Below are 15,761 nucleotides of genomic sequence, written 5' to 3'. Positions count from 1 at the left end.
TATGTTCGATTTTTTTTGGAATCTCGGCTCATTTATTTTAGCGCTGGGCATTTTAGTTACAGTACATGAATACGGCCACTTTTGGGTGGCGCGTAAAGCCGGCGTTAAAGTGCTGCGCTTTTCTATCGGCTTTGGTAAACCATTGCTAAAATGGCGTGATAAATACGATACCGAGTACGTTATAGCAGCCATACCTTTGGGTGGTTATGTAAAAATGCTCGATGAGCGGGTTGATGAAGTACCTGCAAATCAGCGTCATTTATCGTTTAATGCTAAGTCGGTACAAGCGCGTATAGCGATTGTTGCTGCGGGGCCCGTTGCTAACTTTATATTTGCTATATTTGCACTTGCCGTTATGTATATGGTGGGTGTGCAATCAGTAAAACCTGTTGTTGGCAGTGTGGTTGAAGGCAGTCGTGCAGCGCAAGCGGGATTAATGCCGAGCCAACAAATTATTAGAATTGGTGATGATGAAATTACCACCTGGCAAGACGCAACCTTTGCGCTTATGTCGAGTTTAGGTGATAAAAGCGTTGCAGTAACTGTACGTAACGAAAACTATCAGCAGCAAACAAAAATGCTCAATTTAGACGGCTGGAAACTTGATCAGCAAGACGTGCCACCATTGAGCTCTCTAGGCATAGTACCATTTAGGCCACAAGCAACACTTAGTATTGCTGCGGTTACTAAAAGCTCTGCTGCAGAGCTGGCAGGGTTAAAAATAAATGATACTATTGTGGCTGTAAATGGCGAAACAATAAGCAATTGGCAGCAATTAGTTAATCTTATTACCCAATCGGCTAACAAATCATTACAATTTAGTGTAAAAAGACAAGACACTATAAAAATAATATCGGTAATACCTCAAGCTAGGGTTAACGCTCAGGGCATAGAGCAAGGCTTTTTAGGGGTTGCACCAACAGTAGAAAAATGGCCGCAAGGTTATATAGAAACTAGACATTATGGCCCGCTCGATAGTATTGTGCGAGGTAGTAAAGAAACGTGGCGATTAATTACCCTTAGCTTTGATATGATAGGTAATTTAATTACAGGCCAGATTTCGGTTAAAAATTTAAGTGGCCCAGTAGGCATTGCCGTAGGCGCGGGGACTAGCGTAAGCTACGGTTTCGTTGCGTTTTTAAGCTTTTTAGCACTGATCAGTGTTAACTTGGGTGTATTTAATTTATTGCCCTTGCCAGTGCTTGATGGCGGACACTTAATGTATTACATAATTGAACTTTTTCGTAAAAAGCCAGTCTCTGAAAAGACACAAGAGTTTGGTTTTAAAGTGGGTGCGTTACTACTCATTTTTTTAACATGTTTCGCTTTGTTCAATGATGTATCGCGTTTGTCGTTTTAACGTGACAATGACTAATTAGAACCACGATTGTACAGCTCGTAAATTTACTTTTCGATGCTAAGCGGTAATACAGTTGTAAAGGATAAATATAATAAAATGGCTATAAAAAAACATTTGGTAGTTTCAAGTTTATTGGGTGCAAGCTTTGCAGCCCTAGGCCAAAACTCCTTTATTGTTGAAGATCTCAAAGTTGAAGGTTTACAGCGTGTAGCACTGGGTGCTGCATTAACGCATATTCCTATTAACGTGGGCGATAATGTTGATGAGTACACGATTTCAAAAACAATCAAGTCTCTCTACCGCTCAGGTCACTTTGACAATATAAAAGCGCTACGCGACGGTAATAACGTTGTTTTTAAAGTAACTGAACGCCCAACAATTAGCTTTATTGAGTTTGATGGCAATAAAGATATTAAAGATGAGCAGCTTAATCAGTCACTTGATCAGCAAAATATTCGCCAAGGCGAGCCACTAGATAAAACCGTTATTGATAATATAGAAAAAGGCTTAACTGAATTTTTCCATAGTATTGGTAAATACAACGCTAAAGTTGATATTAGTATCACTAAACTGCCGCGTAACCGGGTTAAACTTAAATTAAAATTTGATGAAGGTGATGCTGCATCAATTCGTCAAATTAACTTGGTAGGTAATGAACTTTTTTCTAATGAAGAGCTATTACAACTGGCTGAGTCGCAACAAGACTTACCTTGGTGGCAGTTTATGGGCAGCGACCGCTACCAAAAACAAACCATTGAAGGCGATTTAGAAAAAATTCGTAGCTTTTATTTAGACCGTGGTTACCTACGTTTTAACATAGACTCTACCCAAGTGTCGGTTAGCCCAGAGCGTGAGTCTGTATACGTTACAGCTAACTTAACAGAAGGGGTTAAATATAAAGTTAAAGGTTTTGACTTTATTGGTGACTTACTTGGTCGCGAAGACTTAATTAAAAGTGTTATTCCACTACGAGCGGGTGAGTTATATAACGGCTCAGTGGTTACCTCTTCAGAAGAATTTATAAAAAGCTACTTAGCGCGTTTTGGTTATGCCAATGCTGAAGTACGCACAATTCCGCAAATTGATGACGAAAATCAAGAAGTACAACTAACCTTATCGGTTAACCCTGGTAAGCGTGTTTATGTGCGCCGGATTATTGTTGGTGGTAACCAAAGTACTGCAGATGAAGTGCTACGCCGCGAAATGACACAGCTTGAAGGCGCATGGTTATCTAACCAAAGCTTAGAGCGTTCAAAGTTACAAATTCAGCGTTTACCTTATATGGAAAAAGTTGATTTTAACGTTGTGCCAGTCCCAGGTGTTGATGACCAAGTAGATGTTGATTTTACTGTAAAAGAGCAGTCGGCTGGTAGCTTTAATGCCGGCTTAGCGTATGGCTCATACCTAGGTTTACAGTTTAATATTGGTGTAACAGAATCTAACTTTTTAGGTACTGGTAATCAAATAGGCTTTAATATTAATACCTCGCGTGGTTCTGAGCGTGTGAGCGTGTCTTATACCGACCCATACTTCACGCCAGATGGCGTATCGCAAGGTAGCAGTATTTTTTACAGTAACTACGATGCAAGTAAGTTTAGTTTGATCGACTATAAGTCGAAAAGCTATGGATTGGGGACTAATATAGGCTTCCCAATTGATGCGGTTAACCGCATTAACTTTGGTGTTCGTTGGATTCAAGAAGAGCTTTCAGATATTGCAGAGTACGAGCAAACGCGTGTACTGCGTGAAACCTTCTTAGACCAAGACAACCCAGATGCTGGTTTTGACTTTACTAAATATGAGTTAAGTGCTGGCTGGTCTCGCGTTACGGTAAACCGTGGTTTATTCCCAACAGCGGGCTCACGTCAAACGCTAAACTTAACAGCAACAACGCCGAATTCTGACTTAAAATACTTTAAGTTAAACTATGATTCGCGTTTTTACTGGCCAATATCGAACGACCATCGCTGGGTGTTCTCAACCCGTGCGGCGTTAGGTTACGGTAATGGTTATGGTTCAACTAACGGCTACGACCAAGTACTGCCATTCCAAGAATACTTCCGTATTACTGAAATGGAACTACGTGGTTTTGACCGAAATACAATTTTACCACGCGCAATTGCACGTATACCGCAATCAATTCCGGGTACACCTTTACCAGACGGCTCAACCACAGGTAATATAGGCGGCTCATCTGAATTTGATGTGCTAGTACCACAAGGTCGAATTGGTGGTAATGCTAAAGCGGTAGCAGGTATGGAATTAATTGTACCTACACCGTTTTTAGATGAAGAAAATACCAGCTCAGTACGTACCAGTTTCTTTGTTGATGCTGCTAACGTATGGGATACCGAGTTTAACGTAGACCGTTACCAAAATTTAGCAGCCGATGAGCGAGCTAAATTAGATGATTACTCTGATCCAATGCGTTTTAGGGTTTCAACCGGTTTATCATTACAGTGGATCTCTCCAATGGGTCCAATGCTGATTAGTTTTGCGTATCCATTGCAAAAAGAAGAAGATGACGATACGAAGACCATCAGTTTTAATATTAGTAACAGCTTTTAAAGGAGTTTTTTGTGAATAAATTATTTAAATCAACGGCAGTAGCTGTTTTAGCAACACTTATGATGGGCACCTCGGTAAGTGCATTTGCACATAAAGTAGGTATTGTAGACATGCAAGAAATCTACAAGCAAATACCACAAATGGCTAAAATTGAGCAATCTCTACAAACTGAGTTTGCAGAGCGCCGTCAAGAGTTAGAAAAGCTACAAGGCGATATTCGCTTTGAAGCTGAAAAGTTCAAGCGTGAAAGTACCACTATGAGCCAAGCGCAAAAAGATAAACTGCGTGACAAAATTCAGGGTATGCAAAAAAACCTTGCTGAAGTAGGTCGTCCTCTTGAGCAAGAAATTAAAGCACGCCAAAACCAAGAGCTTGCAAAAGTGCAGGGTTTAATTATCAAAACAATTGAAGACATTGCTAAAGATGGCGACTTTGATGAAGTTAAAGTTAAAGATACAACTATTTACTTTAACCCTAAAAAAGTAACTGATCTTTCTAATAAAGTAGTTGCTGCAGTGAGTAAGAAATAATTAAGTTATGCAAAATTATACGCTTTCGCAAATAGCGGAACTTCTAAGCGCCGAGCTGCAAGGTGATGGCGCTTTAGAAATAACAAAAATAGCAACACTTGCACATGCCCGCTCAGGGCATATTGCATTTTTAGCGAATAAGAAATATCGCTCGCAACTTGAAGTGACTCAAGCCAGTGCTGTCATTGTTAGTGAAGCAGATGCTCCTTACTTTAACGGCAATAAACTAATAGTTGCAAATCCGTATGTAAGTTACGCCAAGCTTGCGCAATTAATGGATACGACGCCACGCTCTGCCGCAACAGGCATTCATCCAAGCGCGGTTGTTCACCCAAATGCGACAGTAAGTAAAAGTGCCGCTATTGGCGCTAATACGGTAATTGAAAGCAATGCGATAATTAACGATAACGTACAAATTGGTCCGAACAGTTTTATTGGTGAAGGTGTTAAAATAGGCTCAGGCACTAAGCTTTGGTCGAATGTAACTATTTATCATAATGTTGAAATTGGCTCAGATTGTTTGTTGCAAGCCAATAGCGTTATAGGTAGTGATGGTTTTGGTTATGCTAATGAGCGTGGGCAATGGATTAAAATTCCTCAGCTTGGCTCTGTTATTATTGGTGATAAAGTTGAAATTGGCGCAAGTACTACAATTGATCGTGGTGCACTTGACGATACTATTATCCATAGTAATGTAATTATTGATAACCAATGCCAAATAGCACATAACGTTGAAGTTAACTCAGGCACAGCTATTGCTGGTTGTACTGTACTTGCTGGTAGCGTCACCATAGGTAAAAACTGCCAAATTGGCGGCATGACAGCAATTAATGGTCACATGAGCGTCTGTGATGGTGTTATAATTACGGGTATGAGTATGGTGACAAAATCAATCACCGAGCCAGGTATCTATTCATCTGGTATACCTCATACTACAAACAAAGAATGGCGTAAATCAATCGCTCACTTGCGTAACCTTTCTGAAATGAAAAGCCGTATTAAAGCACTTGAGCAATTAAATAAGCCATAAACGTTGAACACTAATGAGGATGCTATTTTGGCAAACGAATTAAATAGCCTTGATATTCAAGAAATTTTAAGTTTATTACCGCATCGCTACCCGATGTTATTAGTTGATAGAGTAATTGACTTTACACCTGGCAAATCTTTGCATGCTATTAAAAATGTGACTATAAACGAACCCATTTTTACCGGGCATTTCCCAAATCAGCCAATTTTTCCGGGTGTATTAATATTAGAAGCCATGGCTCAAGCAACTGGGTTACTTGGCTTTAAAACGGTTGAAAACCGTAGCGAAAATGAATTGTATTTGTTTGCAGCTGTAGATAATGCACGTTTTAAAAAACCAGTACTTCCTGGTGATACTATGCATTTACATGTTGAGTTTTTAAAAGAACGTCGTAATTTATGGAAGTTTGCAGCAGAAGCAAAAGTCGATGGCAAGCTAGTATGTAGCGCCGAAATTATGTGTGCGAGAAGAGAGTTTTAATTGTGATTCATCCAACGGCAATAATCGAACCAGGCGCGACACTAGGCAGCAATGTTTCAGTGGGACCATATAGTTATATTGGCAATGATGTTGTCATTGGTGATAACTGTATTATTGAGTCTCATGTTGTAGTTAAAGGCCCATCAACTATCGGTTCTGGAAATCATATTTTTCAGTTTGCGTCGGTTGGTGAAGCATGCCAAGACAAAAAGTACAACAACGAACCAACATCGCTCACTATTGGTGACAATAATATTATTCGTGAATGCGTTACAATTCACCGTGGCACAATTCAAGATCAGGGCGTAACCATTATAGGTAGTAATAACCTGTTTATGGCCTATACCCATGTTGCTCACGATGCAGTGATTGGCGATAATGTTATATTTGCTAATAACGCCAGTGTAGCAGGGCATGTACATATTGGTGACTGGGTTATTCTTGCGGGCAACTCAGGTATACATCAGTTTTGTAAGGTAGGCGCACATGCATTTGTAGGCATGTATTCAGCTATTAATAAAGATGTACCACCATTTGTTACCACTATAGGTATACCTGCAGGTCCAGTTGCAATTAATACTGAGGGCATGAAACGCCGTGGTTTTCAAAGCGATGAGATAATGGCTGTACGCCGTGCTTATAAAGTATTTTATCGTAAAAGCCTAGGTGTAGATGAAGCAATTGAGTCACTTAGCGAAGATGCGCAAAAGTATCCAGCAGTACAGTTAATGATAGATTTTGTTAAAAGCTCAGAGCGCGGTATCGTACGATAAACGCCTTTTAGCTTATATAAAAAACCACCTAAGAGTAATCGATGGTGGTTTTTTATTGCTTATTATTTATAATTACTAGTGAGTAATTCAGGATCAGCTCAGGCAAGTAGCTGTAGGCTAGTTGCTAATTATATCAATTACATAAGCTATTTAATGATACTTAAAAAACTCACTGTTACTTTTATTGCTATTATCCTTGCAGGTTGCAGTAGTCAACCACTTGTAAAATCAAGCTCAGGGGAGCTGACACAGCTTGGCAAAGCATCATTTTATGCCAATAAATACCAAGGAAGAACCACCGCAAATGGCGAACGCTTTGATCAGCAAGCAGCAACGGCAGCGCATCTTAAGCTGGCCTTTGGTACTAAAGTGAAAGTAACAAACCTAGCAAATAATAAGTCGGTAATAGTGAGAATTAACGACCGAGGTCCTTATATACGCGGGCGTATTATAGATTTATCGAGCAGTATGTTTAAAAAGATAGCCGACCCTAAAGTCGGCGTTATTGATGTGCAAGTTACCGTAATAGATAAAGCGAATTAAAAACGGATAGTAAGTGACGTGTAAGCAGGATCGCTAAGTAATTGCTGATGGGTGCCTTGTGCTATTACGCGCCCATCCTCTAACCAAATAATATTATCCATATGCTCAAGCAGGGCTGGATCATGGGTAATAGTAAGTACACTGGCGTTACTCATAACTTGCATAATGGCATGCATTACACTTTGTTTAGATTGATTATCTAGCCCTTCTGTTGGCTCATCAAGCACTAAAATAGCGGGGTTTTGCAATAAAGCCTGCGCAATCGCAATCCGCCTCGACTGACCTTGTGACACATTACGCCCGCCGGTACCTAAGCGAGTATTTAACCCCGATTTTAACTCAGTAAACCACGGGCTAAGTTGTGCATGCGCTAGTGCATCTAGCATTTGCGCTTTAGTTGCATTAGGCGCTGCATAGCATAGGTTTTCTTTTAAAGTGCCATCAAAAATATGATGCTGTTGAGCCAAAATATTAATTAACCTTGCTCGGTTATCATTACTTAATAAATGCAAATCAACGCAGTTGCCTTGCTCACTCAAGGTAATATTGCCTTGTTGCAGTGGCCATAAACCGGTGAGTAAGTTAACTAAGGTTGTTTTACCGCTACCACTTCTACCAACAATGGCCACTTTTTGCTGCGGCTTTAGCTCAAAACTCACGTCATTTAATGCTGGGTGTTTATCGTAACAATAACTAATGTTCTTAAGTGTTAGTGAGGGATTTTGCAAAGCCAAATTATTATTTATAGCGGCATCATATTGCGTATTAGCATTTGCGGCTTTATCTTCAAGCGTAAATAAACGTTCAGCTGCTTTTAACACATTTGGTAATTCAATAAACGCATTTGGCAGGAGTAACACACTTTCAAAGCTGGCGAGCACAAATAGGCTTAGCATTGCCAGCTCAACATTAACCATGGCATTACTGTAAACCAGGGGCGCTATGGTCACAATACTTGCGATCATGGCCAGTTGTACAACTAATAAGCTTAAACCATCGGTATTAGCCAGCGCCTTGTGGCGAATAAACAGTTGCTGATTATACTGCTCGCTTAAATCATCGCACTTAGCAATTTGCTGCTCCCGAGCTTGGTAAATACTTAGTTCTCTAAGGCCGGTTAAAGTATCGGAAAGCTCAGAGCGCAGCTGTGCACTTAACTGTGTTTCTTTGTGGCTGTTTTTATTTAATTTAGCGCTAAGAAAAGCAGGTAAAACGACGCCAATCAGAACAATGCCAGTAAAACAAATAAGTGCGACATCGGCGTTGTATGCCGACATAAACAGCATAATAATCGGCACGCTTAATAGCGCAACTAACATAGGTAATAATACGTTTAAGTAAAACTTATCTAGCGCGTCTACATCGTTTTGGAGCCGATTAACTAAATCGGCGCTGCGGCTCATTGCTAAGTCAACATTATTGAGTTTACTGAGGGTAGAGAACACACTAACGCGAATTTCACTTAGCATTAAAAACGTAGCATTGTGAGTTACTAAGCGTTCCCCATACCGTGATGCGGTGCGTACAATTGCTAAAAAGCGAATAGTACCTGCTGGAGTAAAGTAATTCATTTGTGTACCGGCAATACCGGCTGCCGCCATTGAGGCTAAAAACCAGCCCGATATAGCCAGTAACCCCACATTAGCAAGTACTGTAATTGTGGCTAAAAAGGTACCCAACAACATAGCTTTGTAGTGAGGACGGCACAGTTTTAGTAAGCGAATAAAATTATGCATGAACTGCTCCTTGCTGTGCTGTTTGCAGTAAAGTGGCAAACTCACCATCTTCAGCCGCTAAGCTATTAAAGCAACCTTGCTGAGCTATTTTGCCATTGTGCATTACAATAAGTTGCTCAGCATTTTTGACTGTATTGAGCCGATGGGCAATAACTAGCACTAAATTATTTTTTGCATAATCAGCTATAGCATGTTGAATAACTTGTTCGGTTTCGCTATCAAGGTGCGCAGTAGGTTCGTCAAGTACCAATATAGGTGCTTGTTTTATAAAAGCACGCGCAAGGGCAATGCGTTGCTTTTGACCACCAGAAAGTCCCTCACCTTGCTCGCCAATTAAAGTATTAAAACCATCAGGCAGTGCCTTTATAAAGCCCAAAGCGCCTGCTTGCTTTGCTGCATGCTCAAGCTCTTGTTGCGTTGCATTAGGCTTTGCTAATTTAATATTGGCAGCAATAGTGTCGTAAAATAACGTGGCTGATTGCGGTATCCACGCAATGTGGCTTTGTAATTGCCCAATATGTGCAGTACTTAAAATTTGCTGATTAATACTTATATGCTTAATGACCTCGGGGTGAAACCCCAATAAACAATCAAACAGAGTACTTTTACCCGAGCCACTGGCACCAACAACGGCAATTAACCCTTTGTTGGGTAGAGATAAGTTTATATTTTTTATTCCTTCGTCACTATTTGGGTAGGTAAAGCTAAGGTTATTAACTGTAATTGAGCTAATAGTAGCGCTAATTTTGTCTGTGGTGTGTTCGCTTTGTTGCTCAGGCAATGGGGCATTTAAAATTATTAGCATGTCGGCTGCGGCACTTATACCTTGCAAGCGCGCATGATAGTGGCTGCCTAATTGACGCAGCGGCAAATAAAATTCAGGCGCTAACAGTAAAACCACAAAACCAGTGGCAAAATCAAGTGTGCCAAAAAACAATCTAAAACCAATAATAACCGCTACTAATGCCACACTAATGGTTGCCAAAAATTCCAATGCAAATGATGATAAAAAAGCAATTTTTAATACGCTAAGTGTTGCGTGTCTAAAGTCATCAGATATTTTAGCAATTTGTTTTAGCTCTAAGCGAGTGGCGTTAAATAGTTTAAGTTGGGTAAGCCCTTGTACGCGATCAAAAAAGTAATTCCCTAATACCGCCAGTTGTTGCCAACGTTGTTGATTAAGCGCTTCGGCTTTTGAGCCAACTAAAATCATAAAAAAAGGAATAAGCGGCGCAGTTAATAAAAATATTAGCCCAGCTTTGTAATCTGTCGGAAAAATAACGATTAATATAGCCAGCGGAATAAGCGCACTGTAGGCAACGCCAGGTAGGTACTTAGCATAATAATCGTGTAGCGCTTCTACACCATTGTGCAATGTATTGAGGGTAGCACCTTGGCCATGTTGCTCTACATAGCTTGGCCCAAGCAGGCTGAGCTTATTAAGTAGGGTTTGGCGCATTGCCGACTTTATTTTAAGTGCAGCATAAGCGCTAAAGCGTTCACTTAGTGTTAAAAATACCGCGCGCAGTAAAATAATACCGGCCAAAGGCCATAATAAGTAGGTGATTTCAGCCAAACTATACTGTTCAAAAATTACATTATGAATAGCTTGAGCAAGTAAATAAGCACCTGCAATCATGAGTAATGCGTTAACAGTACCCAGTGCAATGCTTAGCTTTAATAGCATTGCAGCGGGTTTACTTTGACGCTTTAAAAAAGCGCGCAAAGACTGCTGTTGCGCGCGATCAGGGCGGGTGTTAGTCGTCATTTTTAGTTGTGTTAGTCTCTTTTAATAAATCATGCATTACTTGCTCGTCATCAGCAATACTGTCTTTATTTTGCTGAAACTCATACCACATTACATTTATTACACCTAAGGTACAGGCTAAAAGTACACCTAAAATCCAAGCGAAATACCACATAGTTTAGTCTCCTTAGTAGCTACCGTGAGGGTTGTTTTCTATTTCTTCTACCGTAACGCGGCGCCACATTTTTACGTAACACCAGGTGGTGTAAGATAAAATAATTGGCACAAAAATAACTACGGCAACAAACATAACGTTAAGCGTCATATGGCTCGACACCGCATCCCAAATAGTTAAACTAATATTTGGGTTATTACTCGATGGCATAATAAAGGGGAACAGTGATACGCCTGCCGTCATAATAATGCCTATTAACATTAAGCTAGTTGAAGCAAGCCCTAATGCGGGCTTATTTAATTTAGAGAACAACAATGCACTGAGTGCCATTGCAAACGCTAAAATAGGGAAGGTCATAGTCCAAGGGCGCTCACTGTAATTAGTTAGCCAAGCCCCTTGCGCAGTTGTAACTACTTTTGCCAGTGGGTCGGCATGGCTTTGTGTATCCGGCATAGATACAATTTGATAACCCGTTAAATTAGCAACCCAAAAACCAGCTGCTGCAAATAGCACAATAAATAGAATAAGTGCATAACGACCATATTGCCCTGAGCGCTCTGCAACTAAGCTAGCAGTACGCAGTTGTAGCCACATACCTGCATGAGCTATTAACATAGTAATACTAATTACACCTACTAACAGTGCAAATGGGTTAAGTAGTGCAAAAAACGAACCTTGGTAACTTACTCGTAAAAAATTATCAATGCTAAAAGGCACACCTAAAAAGAGGTTACCAAAGGCCACACCAAATACTAATGCAGGAATGGCACTGCCAGCAAATAGGCCCCAGTCCCAGTTATTACGCCAGCGTTTTGAATCTACTTTACTGCGGTAATCAAACCCAAGTGGTCTAAAAAATAATGCAAACAATACCAGCATCATAGCAAAATAAAAGCCTGAAAAAGCCGCTGCATATACCATAGGCCACGCGGCAAATAGTGCACCACCGGCGGTAATAAACCATACTTGGTTGCCATCCCAATGCGGGCCAATAGTATTAATAACGGTGCGGCGCTCTGAATCAGTTTTACCCACTAGGCGCAGCAGCATAGCAACGCCCATATCCATGCCGTCGGTAATTGCAAAGCCAATTAGCAGTATGCCTATGATCAACCACCACAGCATTTTTAATGTTTCATAATCAAAAATCATGATTGCTCTCCTCTACCTTCAGTGGTGTTATTAGGTAGTTCAAAGTGATACTTACCGGTATGTAGTGAGCTTGGGCCTTGCTTAATAAAGCGTAGCATTAACCAACCTTCAACAATGGCTAAGCCGGTATAAAATACAATAAACCCAGTTAAGCTAATTAAAATATCGTTTACCGTTAGCGTAGAAGTTGCTAAAAAGGTTGGTAATATTTCAGAAATAGCCCAAGGCTGGCGACCATATTCAGCCACAATCCAACCAAATTCAATGGCTATCCACGGCAGTGGAATACTTAAAACAGTAGCCCATAATAGCCAACGTTTTTGCTCAATAACTCGCTGCGCGTTATAGTAAAAAGCAAGAATAAACACACCCAGCATTAATACGCCACAGCCAACCATAATACGAAAAGACCAAAACATTGGGCCCACTTTAGGAAAAGAGTCTTTAACTGTTTTTTGAATTTGCTCTTCTGTGGCATCTACTACATCAGATGTATAACGCTTTAGTAATAGGCCGTAGCCTAAATCGTCTTTTAGGGTGTTAAATTTAGCGACGTTTTCAGGCGTGTCATCACCAGCGCGCAGTTTTACTAGGTATTCGTACGCAATCATACCGTTACGAATTCGCACTTCGTGTTGTTTTTCTAGATCGTTAATACCGGTCACTTGCTCATCGAGCGAGCGAGTTGCAATAAGCCCTAATGCATACGGGATTTTTACAGCGCCGTGAGTTACCTGCTTTTCTGAATCTGGGAAACCTATAAGTGTAAACGCTGCTGGGGCTTCTTCGGTATGCCATTCTGCTTCAATGGTGGCCAGTTTTACTTTTTGCACTTCGCCTACTTCATAACCCGATTCATCGCCGAGCAAAATAACACAAAAAATAGAGGCTAAACCAAAGCCAGAGGCGACTGAAAACGAGCGTTTAGCAAAGGCTAAGTCGCGTCCTTTTAAAATATAATAACCACTAATACCGAGCACAAACATAGATGCAGCAACATAACCTGCAGATACGGTATGAATAAATTTAACCTGTGCTACAGGGTTAAATACCAGCTCTGCAAAGCTGGTCATTTCCATGCGCATGGTTTGGTAATTAAACTCGGCACCTACTGGGTTTTGCATCCAGCCGTTGGCAATTAAAATCCATAACGCCGACATGTTAGTACCAATTGCCATTAAAAAGGTAGCACCTAAGTGTTGGCGTTTAGAGAGCCGGTCCCAACCTAAAAAGAACATACCCACAAAGGTCGATTCTAAAAAGAATGCCATTAACCCTTCAATAGCAAGGGGAGCACCAAAAACATCACCTACGTAATGGGAGTAATAAGACCAGTTGGTACCAAACTCAAACTCCATGGTAAGACCCGTAGCCACACCAATTGCAAAGTTAATACCAAACAATTTCCCCCAAAACTTAGTCATATCGCGATAAATTTCACGACCGGTCATAACATAAACCGATTCCATAATAACTAAGATCCAAGTCATACCTATAGTTAAAGGTACAAATAAGAAGTGAAAGAGGGCGGTAACAGCGAACTGCAATCGCGATAGATCCACAAAGGTTTCATCTATCATGTTTAGCTCCTAAATATGTGATGTAGTTACAGCACAAAGCAATAATTTGACGGGTGCGTTGGTTTTATAAGGTTTCAGTAATTACTGAAAGTTTCGTTAGTATTTACTTTTGACCATTTGAAGTCAATATTTATATTAGTAAAACTCAATATAAGCGGTTAGTGCTTAATCAGTATCAAAAGCATACAGTACCTGGGCTATTTTTAGCAAATTTAAGCACTTAGTTTTAAGCATTTAATCCAATACGAAAACGCGGTAAACTAGGTTCAATTAACGCCCAGAGCCTGTTAACCCATAAAGGCAAACAGGCCCTAGTTTACGTGTGAAAAAATCAAATGAATAAAGATCAAAAACAACTACGAATTGGTATTGTGGCAGGTGAACTGTCGGGCGATATTTTAGGTGAAGGCTTAATTAAAGCACTTAAAAAGCATTTTCCCGATGCGATTTTTGAAGGTATAGCGGGCCCTAAAATGCAGGCGCAAGGCTGTAACACGCTTTACGACATGGATGAATTGTCGGTAATGGGGTTGGTTGAAGTATTAGGGCGCCTACCACGCTTACTTAAAATACGTAAACAACTGGTGCAACATTTTATTGATAACCCACCTGATGTATTTATTGGCATAGATGCGCCCGATTTTAACTTGCGCGTAGAAAAACCCCTTAAAGACGCCGGAATTAAAACAGTACAATACGTAAGCCCCTCGGTTTGGGCATGGCGAGAAAAGCGCATTCATACCATAAGTGCTGCTACTAACTTAGTGCTTGCATTATTACCGTTTGAAAAAGAATTTTACGATAAGCACCAAGTACCTTGTACATTTGTAGGGCACACATTAGCAGACGATATAGCGCTTGAGCACGACGATAGCAAAGCCCGCAAAGAGCTAGGTTTAAGCCCAGATGATAAAGTACTTGCCCTGCTACCTGGTAGTCGCGGCTCAGAAGTAGGCTTATTAAGCGAAACCTATATTAAAACAGCCGTGCAGTTACAAGCGCAAAACCCAGCACTTAAAATTGTGGTGCCATTGGTTAACGCCAAACGCAAAGCGCAGTTTACTGAAATTTTAAATGCTACTGCGCCAACGCTTAAAATTAGTTTGCTGGATGGACAATCAAAACAAGCTATGCAAGCAGCCGATGCTATTTTATTAGCGTCGGGTACTGCCACGCTTGAGGGCATGCTGTATAAAAAGCCCATGGTAGTGGGTTATAAAATTAAACCACTGAGCTATTGGATTTTTAAAACCTTATTTACCTTTAATATAAAGTATTTTTCATTGCCGAATTTATTGGCCGATGAAGAACTCGTACCCGAGTTTTTGCAAAGTGAGTGCAATGTAGCTAATTTAACGCAAGCACTTACGCCTATGCTAAATACCGATAACCAAGCATTAAAAGCACGCTTTTTAGCGATCCACAAAAAAATTAGGTTAAATGCCAGCGAACAAGCAGCCAATGCTGTAGCGGAGTTAATAAATGCAAATTGAACGACCCAATGTAGCCCTTATTGCCGGTGTTGACGAAGTAGGGCGTGGCCCCCTTGTTGGCGACGTAGTTACTGCTGCCGTTATTTTAGATCCCTCAAAGCCTATTGCAGGTTTAGCAGATTCAAAAAAATTAACGGATAAAAAACGCCAAGCGCTTGCCATTGAAATTCAAGAAAAAGCATTGTGTTACGCGTATGGTCGTTGCAGCCCAACAGAGATTGATGAGCTAAATATTCTGCACGCCACTATGCTTGCCATGACTCGCGCAGTAGAGGGGCTAAGCACGCAACCTGAATTTGTATTTATAGATGGCAACCGCCTACCTAAGTTAACCATGCCAGCGCAAGCAATAGTAAAAGGCGACAGCTTAGTAGCCGAAATTTCAGCCGCTTCTATTTTAGCTAAAGTAGCGCGCGACAACGAAATGGTAGAGCTAGATAAACGCCACCCAGAATATGGTTTTGCAGGGCATAAAGGCTATCCAACCAAAGCGCATTTTACAGCACTTGAGCAATATGGCGCAATAAAGGAGCATCGTAAAAGCTTTAAACCAGTGCAACGTGTATTAGCGCAAGCCAAGGGTGAGGCGTAAAC

14 protein-coding genes are annotated in these 15,761 nt (G+C 40.7%); 9 read left to right on the top strand and 5 right to left on the bottom strand.

Annotated features, from left to right (window positions below; all coding sequences use genetic code 11):
* Position 1 precedes the first annotated feature (1 nt).
* The 7 genes from rseP to AAEZ22_RS04280 all read left to right on the top strand — a co-directional run bounded on the left by rseP (position 2) and on the right by AAEZ22_RS04280 (position 7,284).
* Positions 2-1,360: a sigma E protease regulator RseP gene (rseP, locus tag AAEZ22_RS04310; protein WP_352296274.1), complete on the top strand. Its 1,359-nt coding sequence runs from the start codon at positions 2-4 to the stop codon at positions 1,358-1,360.
* Between the two features lie 96 nt (positions 1,361-1,456).
* Positions 1,457-3,928 carry an outer membrane protein assembly factor BamA gene (gene bamA / locus AAEZ22_RS04305; protein WP_011328686.1) on the top strand — a complete coding sequence of 824 codons (2,472 nt, stop codon included), beginning with the start codon at positions 1,457-1,459 and terminating at the stop codon, positions 3,926-3,928.
* Between the two features lie 11 nt (positions 3,929-3,939).
* Positions 3,940-4,458 carry an OmpH/Skp family outer membrane protein gene (locus tag AAEZ22_RS04300; protein ID WP_041454497.1) on the top strand — a complete coding sequence of 173 codons (519 nt, stop codon included), beginning with the start codon at positions 3,940-3,942 and terminating at the stop codon, positions 4,456-4,458.
* 7 nt (positions 4,459-4,465) lie between these two features.
* The gene (gene lpxD / locus AAEZ22_RS04295) at positions 4,466-5,488 is read left to right on the top strand and encodes a UDP-3-O-(3-hydroxymyristoyl)glucosamine N-acyltransferase (protein ID WP_011328684.1); all 1,023 of its coding nucleotides are present in this window, start codon (positions 4,466-4,468) and stop codon (positions 5,486-5,488) included.
* 27 nt (positions 5,489-5,515) lie between these two features.
* Positions 5,516-5,968 carry a 3-hydroxyacyl-ACP dehydratase FabZ gene (gene fabZ, locus AAEZ22_RS04290; RefSeq protein WP_011328683.1) on the top strand — a complete coding sequence of 151 codons (453 nt, stop codon included), beginning with the start codon at positions 5,516-5,518 and terminating at the stop codon, positions 5,966-5,968.
* 2 nt (positions 5,969-5,970) lie between these two features.
* Positions 5,971-6,741: an acyl-ACP--UDP-N-acetylglucosamine O-acyltransferase gene (gene lpxA / locus AAEZ22_RS04285; protein WP_011328682.1), complete on the top strand. Its 771-nt coding sequence runs from the start codon at positions 5,971-5,973 to the stop codon at positions 6,739-6,741.
* 153 nt (positions 6,742-6,894) lie between these two features.
* Entirely contained in the window at positions 6,895-7,284 is a 390-nt protein-coding gene (locus tag AAEZ22_RS04280; RefSeq protein ID WP_192531574.1) for a septal ring lytic transglycosylase RlpA family protein, read from the top strand.
* On the opposite strand, the gene cydC is transcribed toward AAEZ22_RS04280, so the two are convergent.
* The 5 genes from cydC to AAEZ22_RS04255 are packed head-to-tail and all read right to left on the bottom strand — an operon-like array spanning position 7,281 to position 13,674.
* Entirely contained in the window at positions 7,281-9,020 is a 1,740-nt protein-coding gene (gene cydC / locus AAEZ22_RS04275; protein ID WP_352296270.1) for a thiol reductant ABC exporter subunit CydC, read from the bottom strand. The two genes, AAEZ22_RS04280 and cydC, sit on opposite strands and share 4 nt — an antisense overlap.
* Positions 9,013-10,788, bottom strand: coding sequence for a thiol reductant ABC exporter subunit CydD (gene cydD / locus AAEZ22_RS04270; RefSeq protein WP_041454495.1), 1,776 nt, complete (start codon positions 10,786-10,788; stop codon positions 9,013-9,015). Before cydD ends, cydC begins: the two co-directional genes overlap by 8 nt.
* A complete protein-coding gene (cydX, locus tag AAEZ22_RS04265; RefSeq protein ID WP_011328678.1) occupies positions 10,778-10,942 on the bottom strand; it encodes a cytochrome bd-I oxidase subunit CydX in 165 nt (54 codons plus the stop codon). The genes cydD and cydX overlap by 11 nt, the downstream gene beginning before the upstream one ends.
* A gap of 12 nt (positions 10,943-10,954) precedes the next feature.
* Positions 10,955-12,094, bottom strand: a complete 1,140-nt coding sequence (cydB, locus tag AAEZ22_RS04260; RefSeq protein ID WP_011328677.1) for a cytochrome d ubiquinol oxidase subunit II — start codon at positions 12,092-12,094, stop codon at positions 10,955-10,957.
* Entirely contained in the window at positions 12,091-13,674 is a 1,584-nt protein-coding gene (locus AAEZ22_RS04255) for a cytochrome ubiquinol oxidase subunit I (protein WP_352296266.1), read from the bottom strand. Before AAEZ22_RS04255 ends, cydB begins: the two co-directional genes overlap by 4 nt.
* Before the next feature lie 335 nt (positions 13,675-14,009).
* Between AAEZ22_RS04255 and lpxB the strand changes: the two genes are divergently transcribed.
* Both lpxB and rnhB read left to right on the top strand, forming a co-directional pair.
* Positions 14,010-15,167, top strand: a complete 1,158-nt coding sequence (gene lpxB, locus AAEZ22_RS04250) for a lipid-A-disaccharide synthase (RefSeq protein ID WP_011328675.1) — start codon at positions 14,010-14,012, stop codon at positions 15,165-15,167.
* Positions 15,157-15,759, top strand: a complete 603-nt coding sequence (gene rnhB / locus AAEZ22_RS04245) for a ribonuclease HII (RefSeq protein WP_192531572.1) — start codon at positions 15,157-15,159, stop codon at positions 15,757-15,759. The genes lpxB and rnhB overlap by 11 nt, the downstream gene beginning before the upstream one ends.
* Positions 15,760-15,761: the final 2 nt, after the last annotated feature.

Origin of the sequence: Pseudoalteromonas sp. 20-MNA-CIBAN-0454, from assembly GCF_040308685.1 — a bacterium.
GTDB lineage: Bacteria > Pseudomonadota > Gammaproteobacteria > Enterobacterales > Alteromonadaceae > Pseudoalteromonas > Pseudoalteromonas nigrifaciens.
This window is presented reverse-complemented; position numbering and strand designations above follow the sequence as displayed.

Coding starts and splice junctions, on each gene's coding strand:
- rnhB (WP_192531572.1), top strand. CDS start 15,157: ATGCAAATTGAACGACCCAATGTAGCCCTTATTGCCGGTGTTGACGAA.
- cydD (WP_041454495.1), bottom strand. CDS start 10,788: ATGACGACTAACACCCGCCCTGATCGCGCGCAACAGCAGTCTTTGCGC.
- AAEZ22_RS04255 (WP_352296266.1), bottom strand. CDS start 13,674: ATGATAGATGAAACCTTTGTGGATCTATCGCGATTGCAGTTCGCTGTT.
- cydC (WP_352296270.1), bottom strand. CDS start 9,020: ATGCATAATTTTATTCGCTTACTAAAACTGTGCCGTCCTCACTACAAA.
- AAEZ22_RS04280 (WP_192531574.1), top strand. CDS start 6,895: ATGATACTTAAAAAACTCACTGTTACTTTTATTGCTATTATCCTTGCA.
- rseP (WP_352296274.1), top strand. CDS start 2: ATGTTCGATTTTTTTTGGAATCTCGGCTCATTTATTTTAGCGCTGGGC.
- lpxD (WP_011328684.1), top strand. CDS start 4,466: ATGCAAAATTATACGCTTTCGCAAATAGCGGAACTTCTAAGCGCCGAG.
- cydX (WP_011328678.1), bottom strand. CDS start 10,942: ATGTGGTATTTCGCTTGGATTTTAGGTGTACTTTTAGCCTGTACCTTA.
- lpxB (WP_011328675.1), top strand. CDS start 14,010: ATGAATAAAGATCAAAAACAACTACGAATTGGTATTGTGGCAGGTGAA.
- bamA (WP_011328686.1), top strand. CDS start 1,457: ATGGCTATAAAAAAACATTTGGTAGTTTCAAGTTTATTGGGTGCAAGC.
- cydB (WP_011328677.1), bottom strand. CDS start 12,094: ATGATTTTTGATTATGAAACATTAAAAATGCTGTGGTGGTTGATCATA.